At 56.4% G+C, this 26,056-nt stretch carries 31 protein-coding genes and 1 tRNA gene; 18 read left to right on the top strand and 14 right to left on the bottom strand.

Features of this window, described 5'->3' with window-relative positions:
* Position 1: 1 nt before the first annotated feature.
* From NQF86_RS06525 to NQF86_RS06485, 9 genes are all read right to left on the bottom strand, one after another.
* Positions 2 to 1,162 carry an MlaE family ABC transporter permease gene (locus NQF86_RS06525; protein ID WP_266116833.1) on the bottom strand — a complete coding sequence of 387 codons (1,161 nt, stop codon included), beginning with the start codon at positions 1,160 to 1,162 and terminating at the stop codon, positions 2 to 4.
* A gap of 147 nt (positions 1,163 to 1,309) precedes the next feature.
* On the bottom strand, positions 1,310 to 2,983 hold the full coding sequence (locus NQF86_RS06520) for an ArnT family glycosyltransferase (RefSeq protein WP_266116832.1): 1,674 nt from the start codon (positions 2,981 to 2,983) through the stop codon (positions 1,310 to 1,312).
* Between the two features lie 118 nt (positions 2,984 to 3,101).
* Positions 3,102 to 3,851 (bottom strand): glycosyltransferase family 2 protein, encoded by a 750-nt coding sequence (locus NQF86_RS06515; RefSeq protein WP_266116831.1) that lies wholly within the window; start codon positions 3,849 to 3,851, stop codon positions 3,102 to 3,104.
* Between the two features lie 6 nt (positions 3,852 to 3,857).
* The gene (locus NQF86_RS06510) at positions 3,858 to 4,358 is read right to left on the bottom strand and encodes a F0F1 ATP synthase subunit B family protein (protein WP_266116830.1); all 501 of its coding nucleotides are present in this window, start codon (positions 4,356 to 4,358) and stop codon (positions 3,858 to 3,860) included.
* Positions 4,348 to 4,932 (bottom strand): F0F1 ATP synthase subunit B family protein, encoded by a 585-nt coding sequence (locus NQF86_RS06505; protein WP_266116829.1) that lies wholly within the window; start codon positions 4,930 to 4,932, stop codon positions 4,348 to 4,350. Before NQF86_RS06505 ends, NQF86_RS06510 begins: the two co-directional genes overlap by 11 nt.
* Positions 4,933 to 4,943: 11 nt before the next feature.
* Positions 4,944 to 5,171 carry an ATP synthase subunit C family protein gene (locus NQF86_RS06500; RefSeq protein WP_018979931.1) on the bottom strand — a complete coding sequence of 76 codons (228 nt, stop codon included), beginning with the start codon at positions 5,169 to 5,171 and terminating at the stop codon, positions 4,944 to 4,946.
* Between the two features lie 55 nt (positions 5,172 to 5,226).
* Entirely contained in the window at positions 5,227 to 5,979 is a 753-nt protein-coding gene (locus tag NQF86_RS06495; RefSeq protein ID WP_266116828.1) for a F0F1 ATP synthase subunit A, read from the bottom strand.
* Positions 5,957 to 6,331: an AtpZ/AtpI family protein gene (locus tag NQF86_RS06490; protein ID WP_266116827.1), complete on the bottom strand. Its 375-nt coding sequence runs from the start codon at positions 6,329 to 6,331 to the stop codon at positions 5,957 to 5,959. Before NQF86_RS06490 ends, NQF86_RS06495 begins: the two co-directional genes overlap by 23 nt.
* Positions 6,332 to 6,487: 156 nt before the next feature.
* Positions 6,488 to 7,990, bottom strand: a complete 1,503-nt coding sequence (locus NQF86_RS06485) for a TSCPD domain-containing protein (protein ID WP_266116826.1) — start codon at positions 7,988 to 7,990, stop codon at positions 6,488 to 6,490.
* Positions 7,991 to 8,218: 228 nt separating this feature from the next.
* On the opposite strand from NQF86_RS06485, the gene mlaD reads away from it, so the two are divergent.
* From mlaD to NQF86_RS06455, 6 genes are all read left to right on the top strand, one after another.
* The gene (gene mlaD / locus NQF86_RS06480; protein ID WP_323670749.1) at positions 8,219 to 8,914 is read left to right on the top strand and encodes an outer membrane lipid asymmetry maintenance protein MlaD; all 696 of its coding nucleotides are present in this window, start codon (positions 8,219 to 8,221) and stop codon (positions 8,912 to 8,914) included.
* Positions 8,911 to 9,174, top strand: coding sequence for a hypothetical protein (locus tag NQF86_RS06475; RefSeq protein ID WP_266116825.1), 264 nt, complete (start codon positions 8,911 to 8,913; stop codon positions 9,172 to 9,174). The genes mlaD and NQF86_RS06475 overlap by 4 nt, the downstream gene beginning before the upstream one ends.
* Entirely contained in the window at positions 9,171 to 9,866 is a 696-nt protein-coding gene (locus NQF86_RS06470; protein WP_266116824.1) for a DUF2155 domain-containing protein, read from the top strand. The genes NQF86_RS06475 and NQF86_RS06470 overlap by 4 nt, the downstream gene beginning before the upstream one ends.
* Positions 9,867 to 9,942: 76 nt before the next feature.
* On the top strand, positions 9,943 to 10,476 hold the full coding sequence (locus tag NQF86_RS06465) for a disulfide bond formation protein B (protein ID WP_266116823.1): 534 nt from the start codon (positions 9,943 to 9,945) through the stop codon (positions 10,474 to 10,476).
* A 57-nt stretch (positions 10,477 to 10,533) separates the two neighbouring features.
* Complete coding sequence (locus NQF86_RS06460) at positions 10,534 to 12,570, top strand: NAD(+) synthase (protein WP_266116822.1); 2,037 nt, start codon at positions 10,534 to 10,536, stop codon at positions 12,568 to 12,570.
* Positions 12,571 to 12,958: 388 nt separating this feature from the next.
* Positions 12,959 to 13,816 carry a hypothetical protein gene (locus tag NQF86_RS06455; RefSeq protein ID WP_266116821.1) on the top strand — a complete coding sequence of 286 codons (858 nt, stop codon included), beginning with the start codon at positions 12,959 to 12,961 and terminating at the stop codon, positions 13,814 to 13,816.
* Between the two features lie 117 nt (positions 13,817 to 13,933).
* Here the strand turns inward: NQF86_RS06455 and NQF86_RS06450 are convergent.
* The 4 genes from NQF86_RS06450 to NQF86_RS06435 all read right to left on the bottom strand — a co-directional run bounded on the left by NQF86_RS06450 (position 13,934) and on the right by NQF86_RS06435 (position 15,965).
* Positions 13,934 to 14,008: transfer RNA gene (locus NQF86_RS06450), tRNA-Gln, on the bottom strand.
* A 75-nt stretch (positions 14,009 to 14,083) separates the two neighbouring features.
* Complete coding sequence (locus tag NQF86_RS06445; protein ID WP_266116820.1) at positions 14,084 to 14,749, bottom strand: TetR family transcriptional regulator; 666 nt, start codon at positions 14,747 to 14,749, stop codon at positions 14,084 to 14,086.
* 80 nt (positions 14,750 to 14,829) lie between these two features.
* On the bottom strand, positions 14,830 to 15,642 hold the full coding sequence (gene proC, locus NQF86_RS06440; protein ID WP_266116819.1) for a pyrroline-5-carboxylate reductase: 813 nt from the start codon (positions 15,640 to 15,642) through the stop codon (positions 14,830 to 14,832).
* Positions 15,643 to 15,674: 32 nt separating this feature from the next.
* Positions 15,675 to 15,965, bottom strand: coding sequence for an accessory factor UbiK family protein (locus NQF86_RS06435; protein WP_266116818.1), 291 nt, complete (start codon positions 15,963 to 15,965; stop codon positions 15,675 to 15,677).
* A 151-nt stretch (positions 15,966 to 16,116) separates the two neighbouring features.
* Here NQF86_RS06435 and rfaD point away from each other — a divergent pair, with 151 nt between their 5' ends.
* The 9 genes from rfaD to NQF86_RS06390 all read left to right on the top strand — a co-directional run bounded on the left by rfaD (position 16,117) and on the right by NQF86_RS06390 (position 22,752).
* A complete protein-coding gene (gene rfaD / locus NQF86_RS06430) occupies positions 16,117 to 17,097 on the top strand; it encodes an ADP-glyceromanno-heptose 6-epimerase (protein WP_266116817.1) in 981 nt (326 codons plus the stop codon).
* On the top strand, positions 17,094 to 17,921 hold the full coding sequence (lgt, locus tag NQF86_RS06425; protein ID WP_266116816.1) for a prolipoprotein diacylglyceryl transferase: 828 nt from the start codon (positions 17,094 to 17,096) through the stop codon (positions 17,919 to 17,921). Before rfaD ends, lgt begins: the two co-directional genes overlap by 4 nt.
* Positions 17,918 to 18,703 carry a peptidoglycan editing factor PgeF gene (gene pgeF, locus NQF86_RS06420; protein WP_266116815.1) on the top strand — a complete coding sequence of 262 codons (786 nt, stop codon included), beginning with the start codon at positions 17,918 to 17,920 and terminating at the stop codon, positions 18,701 to 18,703. The genes lgt and pgeF overlap by 4 nt, the downstream gene beginning before the upstream one ends.
* 109 nt (positions 18,704 to 18,812) lie before the next feature.
* Complete coding sequence (locus NQF86_RS06415; protein WP_266116814.1) at positions 18,813 to 19,427, top strand: 50S ribosomal protein L25/general stress protein Ctc; 615 nt, start codon at positions 18,813 to 18,815, stop codon at positions 19,425 to 19,427.
* Between the two features lie 14 nt (positions 19,428 to 19,441).
* On the top strand, positions 19,442 to 20,011 hold the full coding sequence (gene pth, locus NQF86_RS06410; RefSeq protein WP_266116813.1) for an aminoacyl-tRNA hydrolase: 570 nt from the start codon (positions 19,442 to 19,444) through the stop codon (positions 20,009 to 20,011).
* A 75-nt stretch (positions 20,012 to 20,086) separates the two neighbouring features.
* Positions 20,087 to 21,181, top strand: a complete 1,095-nt coding sequence (ychF, locus tag NQF86_RS06405; RefSeq protein WP_266116812.1) for a redox-regulated ATPase YchF — start codon at positions 20,087 to 20,089, stop codon at positions 21,179 to 21,181.
* A gap of 9 nt (positions 21,182 to 21,190) precedes the next feature.
* Positions 21,191 to 21,862: a nicotinate-nucleotide adenylyltransferase gene (locus NQF86_RS06400; RefSeq protein ID WP_266116811.1), complete on the top strand. Its 672-nt coding sequence runs from the start codon at positions 21,191 to 21,193 to the stop codon at positions 21,860 to 21,862.
* Entirely contained in the window at positions 21,859 to 22,269 is a 411-nt protein-coding gene (gene rsfS, locus NQF86_RS06395) for a ribosome silencing factor (RefSeq protein WP_407652880.1), read from the top strand. The genes NQF86_RS06400 and rsfS overlap by 4 nt, the downstream gene beginning before the upstream one ends.
* A 27-nt stretch (positions 22,270 to 22,296) precedes the next feature.
* Positions 22,297 to 22,752 (top strand): 23S rRNA (pseudouridine(1915)-N(3))-methyltransferase RlmH, encoded by a 456-nt coding sequence (locus tag NQF86_RS06390; RefSeq protein WP_266116810.1) that lies wholly within the window; start codon positions 22,297 to 22,299, stop codon positions 22,750 to 22,752.
* A gap of 49 nt (positions 22,753 to 22,801) precedes the next feature.
* Here the strand turns inward: NQF86_RS06390 and NQF86_RS06385 are convergent, their stop codons facing one another.
* Positions 22,802 to 23,476, bottom strand: coding sequence for a CHAP domain-containing protein (locus NQF86_RS06385; protein ID WP_266116809.1), 675 nt, complete (start codon positions 23,474 to 23,476; stop codon positions 22,802 to 22,804).
* Positions 23,477 to 23,891: 415 nt separating this feature from the next.
* On the opposite strand from NQF86_RS06385, the gene NQF86_RS06380 reads away from it, so the two are divergent.
* From NQF86_RS06380 to NQF86_RS06370, 3 genes are all read left to right on the top strand, one after another.
* Positions 23,892 to 24,536, top strand: coding sequence for an MBL fold metallo-hydrolase (locus NQF86_RS06380; RefSeq protein WP_266116808.1), 645 nt, complete (start codon positions 23,892 to 23,894; stop codon positions 24,534 to 24,536).
* Positions 24,537 to 24,612: 76 nt separating this feature from the next.
* A complete protein-coding gene (locus NQF86_RS06375) occupies positions 24,613 to 25,080 on the top strand; it encodes a DUF192 domain-containing protein (protein WP_266117040.1) in 468 nt (155 codons plus the stop codon).
* 1 nt (position 25,081) lies between these two features.
* On the top strand, positions 25,082 to 26,044 hold the full coding sequence (locus tag NQF86_RS06370; protein WP_266116807.1) for an NAD-dependent epimerase/dehydratase family protein: 963 nt from the start codon (positions 25,082 to 25,084) through the stop codon (positions 26,042 to 26,044).
* Positions 26,045 to 26,056 lie beyond the last annotated feature (12 nt).

Genomic DNA, 26,056 nt, shown 5'->3' with positions numbered 1-26,056 from the left:
ATCAGATTCCGGCTGCGTTGGCGATTATGGCGAAAACGGCGTCCAGAGCGATCACGCCAACAATGCCGATGACAACGGCTCTTGTGGCAGCAATACCGACATCGGCTGCGCTACGCCCGGCTTTCAGCCCGACCCGGCAGGCCGCAAGGGCAATGAAGCCGGCAAAGAAAAGGGATTTTACAAAGCCGAAGGCAAACTGGCTTAGATCCACACCATCAAAGGTAGAGAGCCAGTACCCGATGGGGGAGAGGTCCATCATGCTCATGGACACAACAAAACCGCCAAAAATGGCAACCATCGTCCCGTAAAGATACAGGAATGGCATCATGATGACCAAGGACAGAATGGACGGAAGCAGGATGTATCCGGCCAGAGGGATGCCTGTTACCTGAAGGGCATCAATTTCTTCATTGCCCTGCATGGTGGAAATGCGTGCCGCATAGGCACCACCCGTGCGACCCGCCATGATGATGGCCGTCATGATGGCAGAGATTTCACGAGCGGAGGCAATTCCTACCAGATTGGTAACGTAAATCTCGGCAGCGAATTTGCGGAGCTCAAGCAGACCAACAAACGCCAGAATAGCCCCGACCAGAAAATTGACGACACTGACAATGAGCAGAGCAGAAGGGCCAGCATTCCAGATATCGACCAGCAGGTCTTTAAGGCGCATGGAGCTCTTGCCCCGTACGGCCTGCACCGCTCCTTTGACGACCTGCAGGGCAAGGGAACTGACCGTCCCAATCTCCTGAAGGGTGTTCAGAGTGGCGCCGCCGATATGGGCCAGAATGCCTTCTTTGTTTTCCTGATGAGGAGCCGGCTTCTCGGTCTTTTCTGGTAGTAGGGCAAGAAGACGTTGTGCCGAAGCCGGAAGGGCCTGACTGTCAAAGGAGAGGGAGGCCTGTCCTGCCGCCCGTTTGACGTTCCACACGAAGGTGATGAAGCTGGAATCCCAGCCATCAAGCCCGTTGGCGTCAAAGGTGAGTGTCTGTCCTGCCTTTGCTGGCGGAAGGGCATCCTGCGGGAACAGCATGGCTTCACCCGTAAGGGCTGTCCATTTACCTTTGATGGTCAGGCAGACGCCAGCAGCTGTACTTTCAACAGACCATGAAGGTGAAGACGCTGTTTTTGTGGAAAGTGAAGTAGAGCTGTTCTGTGTCATGGGCACGAGGACAGGTTACAGTGAACCCTTATCATGGGTTGATTGGAAATACGTAACATCATCGCGCCTATCGAACGTCTCATGAGAATTATTCTAGGTTAGTTTGTTACCGAAAGCGAGAATAATTTACACAATTCTGTTATGGCTTCAGGGGGATGATTGGCCATTGATGGCATAAAGTCTGAGGTGCATTTTATGGCCGTTTGAGTAATTCAGACCTTCAAACTGGTCATAGAGAATGACTTCAGAGCCAAGTTGGGTAAGAGCCTTTTTAAAAGTGGAATCATCTTTCTGGTCCACAAGTGCCAGATCGCACCGTGCATGATCATGCAGGCTTTGGGCGGCCAAAGTTGGAGAAAGCAGGCGTGCGGTTCCTCCAGTGAGGAATACAAGGCTGGGCTCTTTATATGATGGTGAAATGAGCACGCTGTTCTGACAGGGACGGAGTTGGGCGAAGCTTTCCGCAATACGGGGGGAGAGCTGGATGCTGGTCAGATGTGGGATAATGCACAGGAAAATGCCTACTTCCGTCAGAAGGGCTGTGCCGATGGCGCAGAAGGCGCTGTCACGCCATTCACGCTTCCAGAGTAACCATATTCCCACGGCAAGAAGCGGTACACTGCCGCAGACAGGGAGCAGAGCCTCTGCAAAGACATGGCCTTCCATCCTGTAAAGCAAGACAGGCCCTGCCATGCAGAAGATCAGTCCGGCTATGCTCCATAATGCTGTATAGAGTCCTGTCCCCAGTTTTCCCCAGAACGAGCGGAGAGAGCTCGTCTGCCAGACGAGCAGGCTAGCTGCCGTCAGTATGGCAATGGCGGGGTATGTTGGCAGGACATAATGTGGCAGCTTGGTTGCCAGACACTCGAAGACCAGCCAGTGCGGAATGATCCAGCAGAGCAGGAAAAGTACGTTCGGCTGGATACGCCGCTGCCAGATGGTGGGAATGGCCCGTACGGCAAAGAGGGCACCGGGCCAGAAGGCCAGTAGAAACAGCAGGCAGTAATAGCCGGGTGGAAAGCCATGCGTTTCCTGAGCATGAGTAATCTTGCCCAGAAGATTATGGCCCACAGCATGGCGGAAGAAGTCGCCATGGCTGACAAGGGTAATTCCAGCGCACCACGGTAGAACAATCAGCAGGCTGATGATCCAGCCCCAGCCGGAGCGTATCTGTCGTAACAATGAAGCATGACGCAGACTGATGCAGAGGGCACTTATGGTTCCGATGGCGGGGATGAGGACGATAGGGCCTTTCAGCATTAGCCCTACTCCAATGGCAGCCCAGTAGAGGAGGCTGTAACGGCGTGGTGTTGGGCGCCCTGCCTGCATGTCTTCAAAATGACGCAGCAGGAGAGTCTGAATGCAGAGAATATCGAGCAGAAGGACGCTGTCGATTGTTGCCATCCGGCTCTCGGCAGCGAAAAGAGGTGCCACCAGAAGCAATCCGGCGGCCAGCAGCCCGACAACGCCTCCAAAGAGACGTGAGCCGATCCATGCCGTCAGAACGATACTGAATATGGAGGCAATCAGGCTGGGAAGGCGATAGGGCCAGCTTTCATGGCGCAGTTTCGGGTCTTGTGTGACAATCTCTGCCGTTTTAACGGCAGCGGCTTCCAGCCAGTAAATGCCTGCCGGTTGCAGATAGCGGGGCTGATCCTGAAAACGTATGTCGAGGAAGTTTCCAGAAGACAGCATCTGCGCTGTGGCCTGCATGTAGCGGGGTTCGTCCCGATCCAGAGGTGGGAGGCTCATACGTCCCGGTAGGGCCAGCAGAAAAGCCAGAGCGGCAAGTAGGGCGTAATGGCGGAAAGAAAGTGTCATGGTGAGGCGGGCTTACACAGAAAGAACAGGCAAAGCTCGGCATAGGGACAGGATTGCTGCCGTTCATGATGTGGCTCGTGACTGTTCGAAAGTGGAAAAGCTGGGGATAGGAGCCGCTTTATAATTCGGTTTGCGGTGGCGGGCGGCGGGTTCGTTTCTGCAACCAGAGAACACCCAGCATATCCCGAATACCCACAAGGGCACGGTGAAGATTGGTGTATTTGGATTGACCGTGAAGTCGTGCCCGATGCTGTGTTTCGATACAGATGAGTGGTGCACCGTAGCTTTTCATCAAAGCCGGGATGAAACGGTGCAGCCCTTCAAACTGAGGTAAGGATAGAAAGAGATCGCGCTGAAACAGTTTGAGTGGCCCCCCAGTGTCGGGGCAGTCATCCTTAAGCAGGCGCTGGCGCAGCCCATTGGCGAAGCGTGTGGCTAGCCTTCGGGAAAGATTGTCGCGGCGTTTGTGGCGAATGCCTACAACCAACGGTCCAACAGGGGCATTCTCATGCCCACGAATGGCGTTCACCATTGTCTGGATGAAGGCAGGGTCATCCTGTCCATCGCCATCCATCGTAGCGATCCATGGCGCACGGGCAGCCCGGATGGCTGTACGCAGAGCTGTTGATTTTCCCAAACATTCAGGATGAATGAGAATGCGCAGCTGTGGAAGGATCGTGTTGCGGGCTTCCTGCAATTTTTGAAGTGTATTGTCCGTACTGCCATCATCAACGAAAATGACTTCTGTCGGAGGCAGTGCTGTCAGAGCCTCACGGATCTCTGTGCAGACAGGCAGGATATTATCGCCCTCATTGAGGACAGAAACGACAACAGCCAGTAAGGGACTGTGCGACTTACTGGCTGTCATGGTTTATTACGCAGCTTTGTCACCAAAAGCGTGCGGGAGAGTTTCAAGCCCGTTATTGATGAGCTTGTTGGCAAGCTCATGGTCCTCGGCCAGTTTCTTGGCGAGAACGTCTCTTGTGGCTGTCACGGCCAGAGCAGCTGCCTGGCGGCGGATATCACGCAGGGCGATCTTTTCGGCAGCTTCAATGCGCTCACGGGCCATTTTCTCATGGTGAGACACAATTTCAGCGGCGTCACGTTCGGCCTGAGCGCGCATTTGCTCAGCTGCCTCGTTGGACTTGGCAATGAGCTGCTGGGCTTCTTCCTGTGCACGCTTGTGGTCACGCTTGGAGTCTTCAAGCATCTGCTCGGCTTCACGGCGGAGGCGTGTAGCTTCATCCAGATTCTTGCGGACCTCGTTGGCGCGCTCATCAAGCTTGGCAGCAATTATCCCCCAGATCTTACGCCCGAAAATGACGAAGAACAGAACGAAGGCAATGGCTGTCCAGACGCGGGGTTCATGAAACATGATCAGCTCCTGCGGCACGGGCGTGCTCAATGGCGGCGGTAACAGCCTGCTGGTCAGCTGTGCCGACAAGGCGTTCTGCCAGAGTCATGGCGGTGCTGGAGGCAATCTCGTTGATGCTGCTCAGTGCATTATTGCGGGAGAGAGCAATCTGAGATTCAGCATTTTTGATCTCAGCTTCCAGACGGGCTGCTGTTTCTTCTGCCTGAACCCGGATGGTCTCTTTGGTTGTTTCACGGATGTTCTGAATGGTTGCGTTCGCATCCTCAGACGCTTTTTCCCGTGCTTCAAAGAGTTCTTTCTGCGCCTGATCGGCATCCTTGCGGGCACGGCGAGCAAGGTCCAGATCACTCTGGATGCGTGTCTCGCGCGCTTTGAGGACCGATGCAACCCGCGGCAGGGCGGAGCGGCTCAGAAGCAGGTAGAAGATGATGAAGATGAGGGCACCCCAGACCACCTGCCCCTGTAGCAGAGGGTCCTTAAAGTGGAGCTGGGGCATGCCTTCCGCCACGGCCCGGCCCGGTAAGGCCGCAAGAGGGGCGGCGGCAGACAGGAGGAAACGGGGCGTAAGGCGCATTGCTTCTGCCCTCAGACGAAGAGAATAAGGAAGGCGATCAGCAGGGCGAAAAGGGCAATAGCCTCTGTCAGGGCGAAGCCGAGCATGCCCAGACCGAACACATGCGGGCGGGAAGCAGGATTGCGGGCGATGGAGTTCACCAGAGCAGCAAAGATGTTACCGATACCAGCACCGACACCGGCGAGAGCAATCACGGCAAGACCGGCACCAATCTCACGAGCGGGATGAAGAAGATCCATGGTTCAGGTTCCTTTAAGAACAGGGCAGAGAGAGAAACGTGGAGGCAGCGACCACTCAGTGATCCACAGCCTCACGCAGGTAAATGCAGGTAAGGATAGCGAAGACATAGGCCTGTAGCAGCCCTACCAGCAGCTCAAGTGCCGTCAGTGCGATGTTGAGCACAAGAGGAGTAACAGCCAGCACATCGCCGACAACTCCGAGACCGGCAAGCATGATTGTGAAACTTGCAAAAACTTCCAGCAGCACATGTCCGGCTACCATATTGGCAAACAGACGGATGGACAGGCTGACAGGACGGGAGATGTAGGAGAGGATCTCAATGGGAACCAGAATGGGGGAGAGGGCCATAGGGGCACCCTCTGGCATGAAATGCTTGAAGAAGTTCATGCCCTGGAAACGCAGGGAGGTCAGAATGCAGAGAATAAATACCGTGATGGCCAGAGCAAAGGTCACGGCGATGTGGCTGGTGAATGTATAGGAGAACGGCAGGAGACCGATATAGTTACCTACCAGAATGAAGAAGAACAGGGCGAAGATGAATGGGAAGAAGGCTGTGCCCTTTTCCTCACCGATTGTATCAACGGCAAGACCGTGGACAAAATCGTAACTGACTTCCGCAGCGGCCTGTAGGCGACCCGGCACGACGGCTTTTGGCTTCATGCCGATATAGAGGAAAGCCAGCACAACGGCTGAGCTAATCACCATGAACAGCGGGGCCTGGGAAAATCTCAGGGCCTCGCCGAAAGAACCAAAAATCGGATGCAGCTCGAACTGTCCGAGCGCGTCAATCGTCGATCCGCTGGCCACGCTGGCTTCTCCCGTCTTTCTGCGTCCCACTTTCGGGGACATTCGTCACATTCACAATACGCCAGACATTCCGCAGGCCGGCCGCCATACCAAGCATGGCGAACACAATTATAAACACAGGCCTGTATCCTGTCCATCGGTCAAGCTCATAGCCAATGCCCAGGCCTACGGCAATACCGGCAATCATATCACTGGCAATACGGAATGCCATGCTGAGGGATGACTGCTCGGAAAGGGAGGGTGTTTTTTTGGTAGAACGCCGTGGAGCTACTTTCTGCTCCAGCTGGGCAAGGCGTTTATCGAAGCCGTCATATCTGGTCGTGTCGTGATCGGCCACGCTGCAATACCCCATATGCTGCCCGTAGTGGACTACAGGCAGGATTTCCTGCCTTATGGCATCAGCGCCATGGTGAAAATCCTTAACCGGATGCTTCTAGCTAGACAGGCTGTTTGGGCACTGTCAATGAAAACCGTCAGGATGACGGCTTTCATTCAGTCTAAGTGAAGGTTAGCCGACAAGGCGTAGCTTGCGGTTTCTGGGGCGCGAGGCAGGGCCGTCACCTTGCCCTGGCCCGAAGGGGAGCATGGGCGCTTCGTGCTGTTTCTCACCTGAGTCCACGGGGGCATCCGGCATACGCTGGCCCAGATAGGCATCCGAGAGGGCTCGGAATGCGTAGTCCAGCATGGAGGTTGCATAGCTGGCCACATCATCGCCTTCGACCGTACCGCAAGCCCCGAAGCGGGAATAAGCGAATTGCTCGACAAATACATCCAGCGGCACGCCAAACTGAAGACCAATGCTGACAGCCTGACCAAAGCACTCCATCAAGCCGCGGGCCATAGGGCTTTCACGGGGTGGGGTGAGAGATAGCGATCCCAGTGTTCCATCTTCAAACTCGCCTGTCCGCATGAAAAGGCGATGCCCTCCAATGGCTGCACGTTGGCTGAAACCGCCCTGCCGCATGGGTAGTGGACGCCGGACACCACGCCCCAGTTTTTCACGCATGTCATCCATTTCCGGCTCTGGTAGAGCGGGCAGATGATCGCAGAAGGGGAGAACAGTCTCATGCATCTGGGCATGTGCATCAGCCCTGGCAGGCTGTAGAGGCGCTTGCCCATCAAGAGCCAGAGCGAGAGCCGCTTCGGGAGAGAGTCCCTTGTGCGCCAGCCGGTTTAGTGTGGACTGACGCAGTCCGCCCCGGCCATTGACCAGTGAGAAGACGGGGCCAAGGCCACAGGCTTCCACATCCAGCAGGGCATCTACTTCACCGGGGGAGGAGAAACCTGTTTCGATCATGGCGAGGCCGGACAGGGACTGCGTGGCCGTCTGTATGGCAATGGCTGCTTGTTCGATGTCTGGTGCTTGGGGACAGCTGAAGACGGTGTCCGGACTAGCGGTGCCAGCCCGGGCAATCAGCCGTGTGAACTGGCTGATGCCCTTAGCAAAGTTGCGTCCTTCATTGCTGTCATAATCAAGACCCAGCGCAGCAAGGCAGGCATCCAGATCGGTCAGCAGGATGATGCCTATGGGGCCATCCTGTGAGCCGATAGGGGCGGGTTCATCAAAAAGGGGTAGCTCGCCGCTGCGGTAGGGTCGCTGTGCAGCGTCCAGACGGCGGAGGCTGTCGCAGGCGAGTTTCAGGCAGGCGGCAAAATGTTCCGTAGCGAACAGGCCATCCTGAACAAAACCGGAAAGACGCACAACAAAGCCGGGCTGTCCATCCGGGTCGTTACGCCACAAGGCACGGTTTGGTGCCATCTGCTGCATGAGCAGCAGGCAGGACAGGCTGCGCCCGACCGGCGGAGCATCCTGCTGTGCGTGTGGCAGGGGCGGTGTGGAATCGATCAGCTCCACCCAGCGAGCTGCCTCGCTGGCAAGGCGGACGGATCCGCCCTCTGCCGGGGCAAGCTGGGCGAGCGCCTGAGCGGCGTCATCACTCCAGACAGAAGGAAGGGTAACAGTGCGCAATGCTGCACTGTCGGGGTCTGTGCTTGTCTGAAGCGTTCTCATGTGAACGCCACTCCAGTGAAGATGCGCTTTCATAATATCGAGTCTAGTACTGATGGGAGGGCGAGGGAACCGTAATCAGGGGGGGATAACGGGCATAAGCAGGCAGGAAAGTGGGGATATGGGGGATAACTGCATGGCGGGCGGCGTGGAAGAAAAACGGCGGCTGATCATGGCGGTGTTGGACGTGACGGGCTGAGTCCGCTAGAGCGATAGGAACATGAGTGCCTGATGAGGCAGCAGCATAAAAAGGATGTGTTCATGGCTTTGGGCAATGCCGGTGATATTGCAGCAAAACGGGCTGGGCGGGATCGGCTGGAATTACTGGTCGGGCTGGTGACGGCCATTGTGCTGGCTGTGCTGATTGTCATGGCGCTTGTTGGGCGGCAGCATCCGCAGGATAGGGGCTATCCTCTCCATGCGTCCTTTGGGCATATTGATGGGTTGAATGTCGGGTCGGATGTTCGGCTGGCTGGTGTGACAGTGGGGCATGTGCGGAGCATGCAGGTTGATCCGCATAATTTTCAGGCCAATATCGTTTTCTCTGTTGCGCCAGAGATTCAGCTGCCGGTTGATAGTGGTGCCGTCATCACGTCAGACTCCCTGCTTGGCGGGAAATATGTGGCTCTGACTCCGGGTGGTGATACGGCCATGCTCAAGCCGGATGGGACCATCGGGGAAACGCAGGGAGCCATCAGTCTGGAACAGCTTCTGAGCAAATTCATCTTCTCTGTTACGGACTCCCTTCAGAAGAAGGCTGCCCCTGCGCCGGAAGCCACTCCCGCCGCTCCAGCGCCAGCATCTACTTCCGAAGTCCCATCAGCTCCGGCTTCCGTAGCGGAACCGGCACCGTCTTCCAGCGTACCAAGCGATGGATCTTCTACAGCGCCGGAAGCGCCGCAGGGTGAGGGGCAGGCAGCGCCGTGAAGCACCCTCTCGATGCAGAGGAATGGCTGGACCGGGACGGTCAGCCCATCAGTTGCACAGGCAAGTTGCGTGTCCTGCGGGAGAATGAGGCTGAGCTGAAGCAAGTGCTGCGGGATGCCTGCGATGATGCCCTGCTCATGGATGTGGGGCCGGAAGGTCTGCGCCGGCGTATGGAGCGGTTGCTGATGGATGTCATGGTGGAAGTGGGCATTACGGATGCCGGAAATGGCCGTGCGGATGGAAAGGGAAATGTGGCATGAAGATCAGGAAAACTGTTTCATCACGGCGTTCATGGCTGATGGTTCCCTGCCTGATGGGGCTGATGGCTGTTCCGTCCGTTACGCTGCATGCTGAAGGGGTTAGGGGGATAGCACCTCCTGCCGTTTATCCGGCTACAAGCTGGCAGGGGCGGAGTGGAGCGGTGCTGCGTATTATGCGGCGGCTGGATTCCCATGTGGACCTCGTGCCGTTGCATTCTGGTGAGGATACAGCTTACGGAACCCTCTCCCTCCGGCTGGAGCGTTGTCTTCAGAAACCGGACGGGCTTCCTGCCCAGACGGCCGCCCTGTTGAAAATTGAAGAAAATCAGGAGGCTGGCAGCCCGCCTTTCGAGGGGTGGATGTTTACGGATGATCCGGCTCTGGGGGCGTATGCAGGGGCACTGTACGATGTGCAGCTTGTTTCCTGCGATGGGGACAAGGTCGAGCCGATGGTTGGTGCTCTGCCCGCCCCTGTCCCGCCGCAGTTGCCAGCCATTATGGCCCCTCATGTCGATGCCGATGCTGAACGGGGTCCAGAGGTTTTGACGCCGTCCGCACCGTCAGGAGCTGGGAGTGCTCAGGATGGAGGGGGGAGCTCATCTGCGCCCTTGTCCTTGCTCCCGCCGGCGTCCGCTCCGGCGCCTCTGCCTGCGCCGCAGGCTGAACAGGGAGGGGCTGCTCAGCCCCGCTGACCGGGTCATGCTCATGTAGTTCGCCAAGAAAGCATAGGCTGGAGCGGAACGGATAGAGTTTAAAAAGGAGGGGGCAATGCTGTTTACCAATAAACGGCAGATACGGGCTGTCTGGCGGATTGGTGGGCTGTTTATTTTGTCAGCCTTGCTGGTTCAGCTTGTTGTCTTTGTAGCGGAGACGGTCCTCCATATGGTTCCGTGTGAGCTATGCCTGTGGGAGCGTGGACCGTGGAGGGTACTGTTGGGTATTGGCGTGTTGTCGCTGGTATTTTCGCCTCGTTATGCCCGATGGCTGGCAGTGGCAGGGTTAGTCTGTCTTCTGGTCAGTGTGGGGCTGGGGGTGTTGCATGTTGGGGTAGAGCAAGGGTTCTGGCCTAGCCCCGCTGCAGAATGTCATGCCGTCCTGACAGAAGGGCACGGTTTTGCCGACTGGATGGCTCATCTTCCGTCCCGGCCTGCCAAGCCCTGCGATTTGCCGGATTATCCTTTCGGGTTGCCTGTTTCCATGACGAGCTCTTCGGCTCTGTATGCCCTGTTGGTATTCTGTCTGGCCGTGTGGGAAACGCGAAGATTGTTCCGTTTCGTGCAGGTCTGTCGTGAAGAAGCGTGACGTTACCCGCTGTTGATGCTGTCGGGTAGAAAGGTTTTTCGGTAAGGGGGCCCGGCTGTGGCGTTATCTGATTTTCTGTGTCTGTATCGGCAGGGTTTTGCCCGTGTTGCGGCCTGTACTACAGCTATCACGCTGGCAGAGCCTCATAAGAACGCAGCGACCGTGCGGGAATGGCTGGAGCGCTGCCACGAGCAGGGTGTGGCCGTGGCCGTTTTCCCGGAGCTGGGGCTGACCGGCTATACTTTGGAAGACCTTTTCTTTCAGCAAGCGGTTCTGACAGGGGCGGAAGAAGCGCTTCGTGCACTCGTAGAAGGCACGGCCGATCTCATGACGGTTGGCATTGTAGGGATGCCCATACGCTGGGGGGACTGCCTCTATAATTGTGCTGTGCTGTTCCATCGGGGGCGTATTCTGGGCGTTGTGCCGAAAACGATGCTGCCTCGCTATCGGGAGTTTTACGAGCCTCGGCATTTCACAAGCGGGCGGGGCTGTTCCGGAACCATCGTGTTGGGCGGGCAGGTCGTGCCTTTCGGGACGGATCTTCTGTTTGAGGCCGAGGACATTCCCGGGCTGGTTCTGGGGGTGGAAATCTGTGAAGACCTCTGGGCACCACAGCCGCCCAGTGGGGCGCTGGCTATGGCTGGGGCCACGGTGTTGGCCAATCTTTCAGCATCACCCGTTACGGTAGGGCGGGCGGAACATCGGGCTTTGCTGTGTGCGGCGCAGTCCATGCGGACGGCCAGCGCCTATCTTTATGCGGCAGCCAGTGAAGGCGAGTCCACGACTGATCTTTCATGGGATGGGCAGCTTCTTCTGTACGAGGCAGGGGATTGTCTGGCCCGTTCCGAGCGTTTTGCCCGACAGGGTGAGATGATCGTGGCGGATGTTGATCTCGACAGGCTGAGGCAGGAGCGGCTTCAGAGCGGGTATTTCACATCTTTCGAAAGGCCTGCCTTTCGCCGCATTTCTTTTGCCTTGAATGCGGAGGTGAAAGATTGGGGGTTGATGCGGGATGTGCCTCGTTTCCCCTTCGTACCCTCCCGGCCCGAACTATGTGAGCAGGACTGCCGGGAAGCGTGGAGCATTCAGGTGCAGGCTCTGTGCCAGAGGCTGAAGGCATCACATGCCAGAACCATGGTCATTGGTGTGTCTGGTGGGCTGGATAGTGCGCTGGCCCTTCTGGTGGCGGTGAAGGCAGCGGATTGTCTGGGGTGGGAGCGGAGTCGGGTTCTGGCACGGACAATGCCGGGCTTTGCGACAGGTGGTGCTTCCCTCGCCATGGCACATGGGTTGATGGAGAGTCTTGGGGTCAGTGCGGGAGAGCTGGACATACGGCCTACGGCACAGGCCATGCTTGCCGCAATCGATCACCCTTACGGGCGTGGTGAGCCGGTCTATGACGTGACATTTGAGAATGTTCAGGCTGGATTGCGGACGGATTTCCTGTTCCGTCTGGCCAATCATCATCAGGGGGTGGTGATTGGTACGGGGGATATGTCCGAGCTGGCGCTGGGCTGGTGTACCTATGGTGTCGGGGACCAGATGGCGCATTATAATGTGAATGCGGGCCTGCCGAAGACGCTCATCCAGCATGTTATTCGGTGGGCAGCGGGGCATGATAAAAGTGTTTCTCCTGCCGCACGCACCATTCTGGAGCAGATCGTCACGGCTGAGATTTCGCCGGAGCTGGTGCCCGATCAGGGGCAGGGCGTGCAGAGCACCCAGCAGGCCATTGGCCCGTATCCCTTGCAGGATTTCACATTATATCATGTCCTGCGTTACGGATTCGCCCCTGAAAAAATAGCGTTCCTTCAGCTCCATGCATGGGGAGATGAAATGGTGGGGAGCTGGCCATTCGGCTATCCCGAGCAGGATCGGGTGTCTTATGACCTGCCGACCATCATTCACTGGATGCGCCTGTTTATGCGGCGCTTTTTTGCCACGAGCCAGTTCAAGCGTTCGGCTATGCCTAATGGGCCTAAGGTGGTGGCAGGGGGGAGCTTGTCCCCCCGTGGAGACTGGCGTGCGCCGTCTGACGGGACAGCAGAGCTCTGGCTGGCCTCTCTTGATCGGCTTGCAGAGCGGACTCGCTGACCGCTGATTCCCTATTGTCAGAGTTGTTATTGCTCCTAGGCAGGTGCGTTATGTCTGCGCCTGTCCAGTGGGGAGAATCATACTGTTATTCATGGAAAACCGAGAGTTTCCAGCGGTTTTTCATAAAAACTGTTGTGATTCTGAAAATATGGCGCTACCTTTATTAAGGAACGAGTATAGTTTTCGTTAACTCTTTTGAGTCGTTTTCTGTGGCAGATCTTTTTTTACGGGTTGCCCCAGAGATTCCTCAATTTTGACCCGAGGAGACCACGAAGGCTTTCGATCCTGTGGCTCCGGGGAAGGAATGAGGGGACTCTACTGCAGAGGGAGGCAGTCGTCCTGACAAGTCCCGGTTGAGTGTGATTAACGCTGTATAAGGTGAAGTTTCTTGGCTATTCCAACAATTCCCGGTGTGCAGCAACATCAGTATCCTGTGAGCGTTCCCAGCCAGGGAGCAGAGGATCTGAACAAGCTGTTTTCCACGTCCTTTGCTAGCCTGGTAAGTGCTTCCGGCTCCGGGGATGATGGGACCGGTTTCTCGATCTCTCCCTCAGATCTGAGTGGTGGGCCGATCCAGTTCCGTATGGGTGATGACCTCTCCAGCGATTCACAGCCAACGGTTCTGGGTGGTCAGGACACCATTTCTGCGGCAGGGGATGGACGCAATGGGGCGCAGCTCTCCCTCGGGGGTACACTGAGCTTCCTCGGTGGTGTTGGGTCCAGCACGCGCGCCGTTGGGGATAATGCAACGATCTTCGGTACGCCGAACAGCGTTTATCATTATGCCCAGCAGGGTACGTCTGGTCAGAGCGTGTTCACGACAGATCACCAGAGTAATGCGCTGCATCCCGATAACATCCTGTTCGATGCATCCAACTCTCATCAGTCTTTGCAGGCTTTTGCAGGGATTGGGGACACGATCCGGGGTGGTACGGCTTCCGACACGATCTCCGTTCATAATACGGTAGATGGTGCCAATGCTGGGGCAACCCTGAGCGGCGGGAGCGGGTCTTCCAACCTGTTCCAGTTCCTCAATAACAAGGGTGGTCACTACACGATCACCGACTTCGGCAAGGCTGCGGGTAACAAGGTTGGTCTTAAGGCCACTGACGATCAGATCGGTCAGATGCTGGATCATCAGACGGTTACGGGCGGTAATACGACCGTTGACCTGCCGAATGATCAGGGGCAGATCACCTTCCTCGATCAGCAGCAGCTTCATCCGAAGGACTTCCAGAAGTTCTGATAGCTTTTTGTTCCGGCTCCTTTCATGGGGCCGGAACCTTGTACAGCGTATGACAAAAACGCCGTTCCCTGATGGGGCGGCGTTTTTTCGTATGGCGATATTCAGGGAAGATAAGTCTGGCTGGGGCGGGAGGATTCGAACCTCCGCATGGCGGAATCAAAATCCGCTGCCTTACCGCTTGGCTACGCCCCAATGCGCAGGCCCCTTACTTATCCCGAACGATGGGCAGGGTAAAGAGAGGCAGGAGATTTTTTGTAAGGAAGGTGTTTAATCTGCCCCGTTAGTGTTGTTCTGATCTTCAGGCGCAATATGGTCGGGTAGTCCGCCATCCTCCGTGAGAGCATCAGAATGCCCGGTAGAAGCGGATTCTTTCAGCAGTCCCATCCGTTCGGCACGGGTCAGGGCTTTGTCCAGAGTCTGCATGGTGTCTGCAAGGTCTGGCGTATTGTCCTTTTCCCAACTGATGAGTGTTTTGGACCAGACAGCCAGCAGTGCATTCAGCCGGATCATGCCACCAAGCCCCTGACGATCCAGTGCAGCGGAATCGGCAATCCAGCGCAGGCTCTCCATGGTCGTGGCGGCAAGGAAGGCAGCGAGTGCCGGGTCACGGGGCACAGCCTGCATCACGGCGCAGATGCCGTGACGATAATCCTGCATGGCATCGAAACGGCGCATGAGCAGGTCGAACAGCCGTTCACGGACGGTACTGCCATAGCTTTCTCCGCAGAGGGCGGCATCATCAATCTGATGGTTCAGCCGGAGCAGGACCATGGACTTGAACGGGAAACGCTGCCGGACCTGCTGGAGAGGCAACCCTGCTTCACGTGAAGCATCAACGAGAGAGACATGCTGCCAGCCCTGCCTTTGGGCAAGCTGGAGGGTAGCCTCGATCATGGACCTGTCGAAAAACGGGTCGTGATGGTCAATGTTCATGATGGTTCTCTCCGTCCCTGTCCGTACAGCGCTATTGATGGTGTGGTGCAGGCAGGCACGAGGCCCACCTGCATCCGGTTTCAGTCATCCAGCTCACGGGAGCGTTTGATGGCAGCTTCGGCAGCCAGCGGCACCAGACGGGGCCAGTTTTCTTCTGCCATGAAGACGCTCAGCGCTGCGGCAGTTGTACCATTGGGGCTGGTGACGTTCTTCCGCAGGGTCTCGGCTTCATCCGGCAACTCGTGCAGCATCTTGCCGACACCATAGATCATGCTGCGGACCAGCGTACGGGCAGCCTGTTTCTCAAGCCCCAGCTCCTGCCCTGTTTTCTCCAGCAATTCAGCCAGTAGGAAGACATAGGCCGGAGCAGAACCAGCAATGGCGATGACGGAGCGCAGGTCTTCCTCATGTGGGACAGGGACAACGGCACCGACCTGCTCCATCAGGCGGATGGCCAGTTCTTTCTGTTCCTTGCTGACATGCGGGGAGGCATACAGACCCGTGCTGCCAGCGCCCACGCTGGAGGGTGTGTTGGGCATGGTGCGGATGATGGGCATATCGGCCCGGCCACACCATTCGGCGAGTTTCTCGCAGCTTTTACCCGCCATGACGGAGAGTAGGGCGGCTTTGTCCATCCGTGCGCCCAGAACCTGCCTCAGTGCCTTCAGCATGGCCTCGGCACCGGCGGGTTTGACGGCCAGAATGATGATGTCCGGCTTTACGTCATCCGTGATGTCTTCTGGTGTGCGGAAGATGGTGCTGCCAGCAGGAGCGTCCTGAAGTTTGCGGTCCAGAATGAAGATGCGTGGCGGGTTCGGGCTGCTGACCCAGCCCCGCATGAGGGCGCCGCCCATTTTGCCACAGCCAACGAGAAGGAGGGTAGGTGCTGTCATGATCTGAAATCTCCGTGTTTCTGGATGGGGTATTAGTGCTGGGATGGGTTTGTCGGTGCTGTCAGTGTCTGTTCCAGCTCGTCCAGCCGGGCTTCCAGAGCCTTGATGCGCTGTTCGGTCTGTTCCTGTTCCAGCCGTGCGCGGCTAGCCATTTCCTGCACGGCATCAAACTCATCCCGGCGGACCAGATTAAGGGAGAACAGTATTTCGTTGATCTGGCTGTGGATGAGCGTATGGACCTCCTCCCGCAGACCGGATGCGGCAGAAAAGGCCGTTCCGGCAAGGCCGGTCAGGTCATCAAGGAAACGGGGGCGAAAGGCCATATCATACACTCCTGAACATGCGGCGTTGAAAACGGATCCGATTTTTCCGTCATGACTCTTTCAGAACGGGGAGAGGGTCTGTCAACAGCTCTCCCCCTGTTCCTGCGTTCTTTCTGTTGGAAGCCGCTTTCCGCCAGACTATACAGGAAGAATGATTATCGTCACCGGTGGAGCCGGATTTATTGGTTCATGCGTGCAGCAGGCCCTGTTCCAGCAGGGGCGGCGGACTGTCATTGTGGATTACCTTCACGATCAGGGGAAGTGGCGTAACCTTGCCGCCCATCCGCCACATTTGATCGTGCCTCCCAATGAGCTGCCTGCTTTTCTGGAAACAGCCAGTGGTGTGGAGGCTGTCATCCATCTGGGGGCTATCAGCGAGACAACGGCCCGTGATGGTGATCTGGTCTGGCAGAGTAATGTTACCCTGTCCCAGCTGCTCTGGCAGTGGTGTGCAGAACGTCAGGTTCCGTTCCTTTACGCATCGTCCGCAGCGACTTACGGGGCAGCGGACAGGTCGGAGCTGTTTGCTGATGGGCTGGAGAGTGTGGATACACTACAGCCGCTTAATCTTTATGGCTGGTCCAAGCAGGCATTCGACCTCTGGGTGAAGCGGACGGTGGAAGCGGGCGAACCAACCCCGCCACAATGGGCTGGCCTGAAGTTTTTCAATGTCTATGGCCCTAATGAGTACCACAAGGGGAAGATGATCTCGGTCATCAAGGTGAAATATGATGAGCTGATGGCTGGTGGCCCTGTGCGCTTATTCCAGTCTGATCGTCCCGATATTGAGGATGGCCAGCAGAAGCGTGATTTCATCTGGGTTGGGGATGTGGTGAATGTTCTGCTCTGGCTGCTGGAGCATCCTGCCATCAGCGGCTTGTTCAACTGCGGAACAGGGCAGGCTCGAACCTATGAAGCTTTGGCACGGGCTGTCTGTGCGGCAGCGGGGCGCCCGGCAGAGATTGACTATGTGCCGATGCCGGAGAGCCTGAAGGGGCAGTATCAGTCCTTCACGCAGGCAGATATGTGGGCCTTGCGTGAGGCAGGTTACAAAGCCCCTTTCACCTCTCTGGAGGATGGGATCGGCCTTTATGTTGAGGGCTATCTGGCATCAGGAAGGTCCTATCTGTGACGCATACGCTTGTTTTTCCGGGGTTGGACCCGGTTGCTTTTCAGCTGGGGCCGTTGGTGGTGCGTTGGTATGCGCTCGCCTACATCATGGCATTTGTCATTGCGTTGCCATTGGCTCGCCGGTTGGTTCAGTTGGGCCCAAAGGTGGCTTCGAAACTGGCGGTGGATGATTTCCTCGTTTATGCGGTACTGGGTGTGCTGCTGGGCGGGCGGCTGGGCTATGTCCTGTTTTACCGGCCGTTGTTCTTCCTTGCTCATCCTTTGGAGATCGTTGCTACATGGAAGGGCGGCATGTCCTTTCATGGTGGGGCGGCGGGCGTCATCATTGCGCTTGCGCTGTTCACATGGCGGCGGGGTCTGAACTTTCTGGCTTTCTCGGATCGGATTGTGGTGGTCGTGCCCATCGGGCTGGCTCTGGGACGGTGTGCCAATTTCATTAATGGCGAACTCTGGGGGCGGCCTGTGGCCAGTGCCGTGCCGTGGGCCATGATTTTTCCGGCGGTCGGGCCGGAACCACGCCATCCTTCCGAACTTTATGAAGCCCTGACGGAAGGCGTCCTTCTGTTGATTGTGCTGCTGCTGGCTGTGAGCCGTCCGGCTCTGCGGGCACGGGCTGGGTTCCTTTCTGGCCTGTTTCTGTTCGGCTATGCCTGTGCCCGGGCTTTCTGCGAACTGTTCCGTCAGCCGGATGACAATATTGGCTTTCTGGCAGGAGGTGTGACCATGGGGCAGATTCTGTGCCTGCCCATGGCGCTGGCCGGTATTGGCCTGATGGTCTATGCGTTCCGCCGTCCTGCACGGGAAACAGACAGGATTGAAGAATGAAGCAGCTTCCGTTCTTTTCGTCATCTCTCCTGCCTGTTCGGCATGGATTCTTTACACGGGATGGAGGGGTGTCCTCTGCCCCCTATGAGACACTGAATGGTGGGTTAGGGACGCAGGATCGGCCTCAGGATGTGCAGGAGAACAGGCGGCGAATGGCGGCCTCTGTGGGGGTAGAGCTGGAGCGGTTTGTGGCTCTCCGTCAGGTTCATGGGGCAGACGTGCATGTGTTGCGGCATGTGCGGGATGTCTGGTCTCATACAGATGGTCATGAGGCCCTCCCGGCAGGGGATGCACTTGTGACGGATTGTCCGGAGATCGCCCTGGGTGTGGCTACGGCGGATTGCGCCCCTGTGCTGTTTTCCTCTGAAGATGGCCGGATTGTCGGTGCGGCTCATGCGGGCTGGCGTGGAGCCGTGGGCGGCGTGTTGGAACAGACCGTGAAGCAGATGCGTCTTCTGGGGGCAGAGGGACTCCGTGCTGTGGTTGGTCCCTGCATTGGTCCGGCTTCTTATGAGATTGGTGAGGATATGCGCCGGGATGTTCTGGAACGGCACCCTGAAGGGGAGCGTTTCTTTACGGCTGCGGCCCGGCAGGGGCATTATCAGTTTGATCTACCTGCCTTCTGCCTGTCTCTGCTGGAAAAGCAGGGCGTGAAGGCGGAGTGGACAGGGTATGACACGTTGGCGGATGATCGGTTTTTCAGCCATCGCCGGGCGACCCTGAAGGGTGATGCACGAACAGGCCGTCAGCTTTCTGTCATCCGTGCGGGGATGAAAGGCTGAGAGATAAAAAAATTGTCTTTTCCGCTTTTTTCCGCTAGGGCGGGGCAACCATCCGGCACCCCTGGAGGCCGGTTGGTCGTGATAATTTTAGAACGCAGGAGCGTATAACGTGGCGAAAGTAACGACACTGGAGATCTCCCAGCGCGCCAAAGCAGGTAAGGGGGCAGCGCGCGCAACACGTCGTGAGGGCATGGTCCCGGGCGTGGTTTATGGTGGTAAGAAGGAGCCGGTTCTGGTCTCCATCGACCCGCGCATCATCATGAAGGAACTGCATCGTGGTGCCTGGCACTCACGCCTGTATCAGTTCAACATTGGTGGCGAGCAGGTCCATGCCCTGATCCGTGACATCCAGTTCCATCCGGTGTCTGATGCGCCGATCCACATCGACTTCCTGCGTCTGGTCCCTGGTCAGACTGTGCATGTTCAGGTCGGCATTACCTTCACGGGTGAAGAAGACGCTCCGGGCATCAAGCGCGGTGGTGTGCTGAACATTGCTCGTCACGCTGTTGATGTTGAAGTGCCGGTTGAGAACATTCCTGAGCACTTCACGGTTGACCTCAGCAAGCTGGACATCAACGACAACGTGCGTTGGGACGACCTTCAGGGTACGGAACATTCCACACCGACCCTGCATATCCCCAACTTCGTGATTGCTTCTATCGCACCGCCGACAGTCGATGAAGAACCGGCAGAGGCTTCCGAGGAAGCTGCTGAAGCCAAGTAAGGGGTATTACGGTTGTGAAGCTCTGGGTCGGACTCGGTAATCCGGGCACATCAATGAGTCGCAACCGGCATAATATCGGCTTTATGGCAGTCGATGCGATTGCCTCGCGCCACGGGTTTGGCCCGTGGCGCAAGCGCTTCCGTGGGGAAACGGCGGAAGGTATGGTCGGGCGGCAAAAGATTCTTTTGCTTAAGCCGCTGACCTATATGAATCTGTCTGGTGACAGTGTGCAGCAGGCAGCACGTTTCTATAAAATCCCACAGGATGAGATTACGGTCTTCCATGATGAGCTTGATCTGGCTTTCGGGAAGATGAGGGTTAAGCGGGGCGGTGGAGCTGCCGGGCATAATGGTCTGCGCTCTATGGATAAAGCCCTTCCCGGCCCTGATTACTGGCGTGTCCGTCTGGGTATTGGTCATCCGGGCAGCCGGGAGAAAGTGCATGGCCATGTGCTGGGGGATTTCTCCAGCACCGAGCGGCCAGAGCTGGAGCTGTGGCTGGATGATATGGCGGATGCCACGCCGCTTCTGGCGCAGGGTGAGCATGAAGCTTTCATGACAAAGACGGCTCTGCGGCGGAACTGAACATAGAGAATCTAACAGGCCTGCGGCTGTGAGAGATGAGACAGACCGACAGAGCCCAGAAAGGGGAGAGAGCGAATGGGGTTCAATTGCGGGATCGTTGGCCTCCCCAATGTCGGTAAGTCCACTCTTTTCAATGCATTGACGCAGACGGCGTCGGCCCAGTCCGCTAACTATCCGTTCTGCACCATCGAGCCGAACACCGGGCGGGTGGCTGTGCCGGATGAACGTCTGGAGGTTCTGGCAAAAGCTGGCAATTCTCAGCGTATCGTGCCGACAAGCCTTGAGTTTGTGGATATTGCCGGGTTGGTGCGTGGAGCTTCCAAAGGGGAAGGTCTGGGGAACCAGTTCCTTGCGAATATTCGTGAGGTGGATGCGATCATTCACGTTCTGCGCTGCTTTGATGATGATGACATCACCCATGTTGAGGGCGGCGTGGATCCCGTGCGTGATGCAGACATCATCGAGACGGAGCTGATGCTGGCCGATCTGGACAGTCTGGAACGCCGCAAGGTCGGGCTGGAGAAGCGTGCCCGTGGCAATGACCGTGAGGCTAAAGAACAGCTTGAGCTCATGGAGCCGCTGCTGGCTGCTCTGCGTGAAGGGAAGCCTGCCCGTACGGCCGTGCCGGAAGGTAAGGAAGCTGAAGCAGCTCGCCTCCAGCTGATGACAACCAAGCCGGTTCTGTACGTCTGCAACGTGGAAGAATCTGCGGCCTCAACCGGCAATGCTTATTCCGAGCAGGTCCGTAAGAGGGCCGAGGCAGAAGGTGCCGGGGCTGTTATTGTGTCTGCAGCCATTGAAGCCGAGGTCAGCCAGCTTGATGCGGAAGAACGGACGGAGTTTCTGGATGGTCTCGGCCTGAAGGATAGCGGTCTGGATCGTGTGATTGCTGCCGGTTATCGCCTGCTGGGTCTTCAGACTTATTTCACGGTTGGCCCGAAAGAAACTCGTGCATGGACAATCACGGCAGGCACAAAGGCCCCGCAGGCTGCTGCTGTCATTCATAACGACTTCGAACGTGGCTTCATTGCCTGCGAAACCATCGCTTATGATGATTACGTGACCTACAAAGGTGAGGCTGGTGCTCGTGAAGCCGGTAAACTGCGTGTTGAAGGTAAGAACTATGTCGTGCAGGACGGTGATGTTCTGCTGTTCCGTTTCAACGTCTAAGTTTGGTCTATGAAGGGACATTCTTCCCTTCGTAAGTCCCCAGCGACTCCGCTGGGGGCTGCGGCCTCTCGGTTTGGGGATGGTCGCCGAATGCGCATTGGCCTGTTGGGGGGATCATTCAACCCAGCGCATGAGGGGCATATCCAGCTTGCCCGTAAAGCTCTGGTAAGCCTGAGGCTGGATCAGGTCTGGCTGATGGTCTCGCCGGGGAATCCGCTCAAATCCCGTAAAGGCATGGCCCCGTTTTCCCAACGGCTGGAGACAGCGCGGGCTCTGGCAGATGGGCGGCGTATCATTGCGATGGATATAGAGCAGAAGCTGGGTCAGCGTTACACGGTTAGGACTGTGGCAATGCTCCGGCAGCGTTTTCCTCACTGTCGTTTCATCTGGCTTATGGGGTCGGATGGATTGGCACAGTTCTCCCGCTGGCGGTCATGGCGGCGGTTGGCACAGATGGTGCCAATTGCCGTTCTACCCCGGCCGGGAAGCATCATACCGGCCCTGAAAGGGCGAGCGAGTTCCGTTCTGCGGCGTTATCGACATGATGGAAGGGCGGCGTCACTTCTGCTAGAGAAAAGAAATGGGCCGGGCTGGACATTCCTGTCTGCGCCTCAGAATGACATATCTTCGACCGCTTTGCGTCAAAAAGGGCAGTTTCGCCCATCTGTCGATCAGGAGTGAGAACCATCATCAACGCGACTGAAACCCCCGTTTCCGCCCCTCGTAGTGAGGAAGGGCTGGCCCGTCTTCTGTCTGTCATCACGGAAAGCCTGGATGAGGACAAGGCCGAGAATGTCGTTGTGCTGGACCTGACAGGTCGTGCAGGATTCGCCGAGCGTATGGTCATTGCCAGTGGCCTTTCTGAGCGTCAGATTTCCGCTATGGCGCAGCATCTTGAACGCCGCCTGAAAGAAGAAAATCTTGCCCGCCCGCAAATTGAGGGGGATCAGGGTAGTGACTGGGTCCTGATGGATGCTGGCGATGTGGTCGTTCATCTTTTCATGCCGGAAAGCCGGGAGCTTTATGCGCTTGAACGCATGTGGGGCGGTGATTTTGAAGCCGCAGCGGAAGAAATCGCTGTTGAGTAAGATGAGGTACGGCGAGAGGGCTTCGGCATGAAGCTCATTGCTGTCGGAAAACTGAAATCTGGCCCTGAACGGGACATGCTGGACCGGTACTGTGCCCGTCTGCGTCCAAAACTCGAGATTGTGGAAGTGGCTCAGGGGCGTGGTGCCCCGGCAGAGCTGAAACGGCGGGAGGCTGAAGCCCTTCTGGCGGCCTGTCCTGATAATGCTTTTCTTGTAGCGCTGGATGAAGGCGGTAAGCTGATAGACAGTCTGACTTTCTCATCCCAGTTGCAGGGATGGCAGGAAAGTGGCCGCCCTGTCTGTTTCATGATTGGTGGGGCAGAAGGGTTTGATGCTGCCATTATTCAGCGGGCAGATGCTGTTTTCTCGCTAGGAAAACTGACATGGCCGCATATGCTGGTGCGGGTTATGTTGGCAGAACAGCTTTTCCGGGCGCAGGCCATTCAGACAGGCCACCCATATCATAAAGCCGGACGCCCCTGAAAAGGAGCCGTCCGGCTTCATAAGAAACAGTGTTTATAAGAGTCGCTTCTTACTGGAGAGAGCGGCTGGGAGCTTCATCCCCGAAGAATGTGCTATCGCCAGATGACGGGACAGAAGCTGTTTCCATGTCGCTGGCTGTATTGCTGGCCACGGCACGGCGGAAGAAATCAGAACGGGGCGAGGAGCCTTCACGGCGGCTATAAATGAAGCCATGTGTCGGGTAGATGCTGCCCAGACGTCCGCTGTTCCCGGGGAGGGCCACACGCACGGCAGTCCAGTCATTCTCAGGAGAGACATCCACGACACGGGTGTTATGGCTAACCCCGTTGGAAGCCCAATGAGCCTGATCGATCACGATAGTACGGCTATCGATACGGCGGCGCACAACGGCCACATGGCCAAGAGGCATACGGCGTGTGGGGCGGAAGCTCAGTACGGCACCGGCCTCGGGTTCGTTGCCACGGGCATAGATACCCTCAGCATTGCGCCACCAGTCGCGTGCATTGCCACGAATCTGGAAGTTCGTGCTCTGATGTACATAAGCAACACACTGAATGATGCGGCTATGGCCGTAATGACGGTAATGTTTGTGGAGGGAATGGCTGCCTTTCACCAAGCGGCTTGAATGACGGACATGATGCCGTGCCTCAGCCTTAGGTGCGCAGAATGCCGCCGCAGAAAACATCAAACATGACAGAACAAACCGTTTTCCGGTGCGGCGCATGATATAATTCCCGTTTTTCTAATTGACCGAAATGGGCCTTCCTCTTCTAACAGTGACAGGAAACTATCAGAAGGTAGGGGAATATGACAAGGTGAATATTGACTTTATCGTGACACAAAAACCTGAATAAGATTTAATATTAGGAAATAGAAAGAACATAGAAATATGATTTTATAAAGGGAGTATCTTTCCCAGAACCCGGAACGTAGAGGCGAACGGTCGGGGGGATCAGGTATAGTATGATCGCTACTAAAACTGTATTCATAAGATCATGATCTGTTGTTTTTTATTGAGTCATTTTTTCTAATATTTTTTAGTCTTCTGTTCATGCGCTGTGAGGTGTCCGGTTTCTTGTCGGATGGGACATGGAATTGTAAATCCTTTCTTTATTGTCACTCGCAGCGTGGATGCCATCATGAAGTTAACCTTGCGGAAAGTAACCGTTACACCGATTCGACAGAACTGCACGATTCTGTCTGATCAGGATGGGAGAGCGGTTATCGTGGATCCCGGTGGGGAGAGTGCACGGATCGCCCATCAAGCTGGGGGACTGCATGTTGAGGCTATTTTATTGACCCATGGCCATCTGGATCATGCAGGTGGTGCTGCTGATCTCAAGGCCCTTCTTACGGCGCGGCAGGAGGGTGAGGTCCCCGTGCTGGGGCCGCTGCGGGATGATTTGTTTCTGCTTCAGCGCATTGAGGAGCAGGCGGCTGCTTTTGGGCTGGATGGCATGAAAAGCGTCATGCCAGATCGTTTTTTGAAAGATGGCGAAGTTCTGTCTTTATTGGGGCATGATTTTGAGGTGGCGCATATTCCGGGACATACGCCCGGCCATGTGGTTTTCATCGTGCATGGCGAGAAACTTGTGCTGGCTGGTGATACGCTGTTCCGTGGCACAGTAGGGCGTACGGACTTTCCCTACGGAAATGGACCGCAGCTTCTTGAGGGAATCCGAACAAAGCTGTTCACATTACCCGATGAAACCATCGTTCTGCCGGGGCATGGTCTGCCAACTACGATTGGGGAAGAACGCTGGAACAATCCGGCTTTTCGGTAGGATGAGAGGGGAAAGGATGGCTATTGTGAAGAAACACTATGTTGTGGGGTTCTGGAGTCTGCTGGTCTGTAGTTCCATGCTGATAGGGGCTGTGCCCGGTATTGGGGAACTGGCTTTTGCGGAGGAAACTATTACGGCTGCACAGCCACCTCTGCCTTCTGTCCCATTGACGATTACCGATCAGGCGGGGCGCAGCCATCTCTTTATAGTTGAGCTCGCTAGAACACCCCATGAGCAGGAAGTTGGGGAAATGTTCCGTAAGCAGATTCCTGCTGATCATGGCATGCTGTTCATCTGGCCTGCTCCGCAGGAATGCGCCATGTGGATGCGCAATACATATGTGCCTCTGGATATGGTTTTTATCGATGAGCAGAACCGTATCCATGCCATTGAAGAAAATGCCGTTCCATTAAGTGAGGGTATCATTAGCAGTCACGGGCTGGTTCGGGCCGTGCTGGAGCTCCCCGCTGGAACAACGGAGAGGCTGGGGCTGGTCGTGGGCGATCAGATATCATCGTCAGCTCTGCCTCACGAAGCGCACTGATGTGTCTCGTACGATCTTTATAACAGGCGTTGCGGGGTTCATTGGTTCCCATATGGCCCATGCGTTGCTGGAGCGTGGTTGGACCGTTCTGGGAATCGATAGTGAGCAATCTGCTCCCGATATGGCGCCTCTGCGTTTGGCGCCATTACAGGCTTTTTCCAGCTTCCATTATGTACGGGGGAATGTGCGAGATCGGGCTCTATTGGTGGACCTGTTTGCAGCGCACCCTGCCATTGATACGGTTCTGCACTTGGCTGCACGGGCAGGGGTACGGCAGTCCCGCCTGAATCCTCATGCCTATATAGAAGACAATATAGAAGGGCAGGTGACTTTGCTGGAAGCCTGTCGATCTCTGCCTGCACTGAAGCATATTCTCTACGCATCATCTTCTGCCGTTTATGGGCCGTCAGCTCCGTTGCCTTTTTCGGAATCTGTGCCCGTAGAGGGGCAGGCTTCCTTTTATGCCACGACCAAACGGATGAATGAGCTGACAGCGCAGACCTACAGCCATCTTTATGGGTTTGCTCAGACGGGAATGCGCTTCTTCACGGTTTACGGGCCGCTGGGGCGTCCTGATATGGCCTGTTATGGGTTTGCCAGAGCTATTCGGAGTGGGAGTCCCCTGACATTATGGGATGCTGACGGGTTGGCACGGGACTTCACCTATATAGGTGATGTGGCAGCGGCGATTATTGGGTTGATTGAGCACCCGGCAGAGGAAGGGGAAAGTCGGCTGTATAATATCGGGTATGGGCAGCCTCGTTCGGTGGGTGATCTGATCCGGTGTTTGGAAACATCATTAGGCAAGAGAGCCATCATCCATAGAGCACCAAAGCCGGCTGAAGACATGTTGCAGACATGGGCAGACACGACTGCACTGCGAAAAACGATTCCATGGCAACCTCATGTCACTCTGGAAGAAGGGATAGAGCGGTTCGTTTCTTGGTTTTCTGGGAGTTTTTAGGTTTTTTTAACA

Source organism: Bombella pluederhausensis (assembly GCF_026385525.1).
In the GTDB taxonomy this organism is placed as follows: Bacteria; Pseudomonadota; Alphaproteobacteria; order Acetobacterales; family Acetobacteraceae; genus Bombella; species Bombella pluederhausensis.
This window is presented reverse-complemented; position numbering and strand designations above follow the sequence as displayed.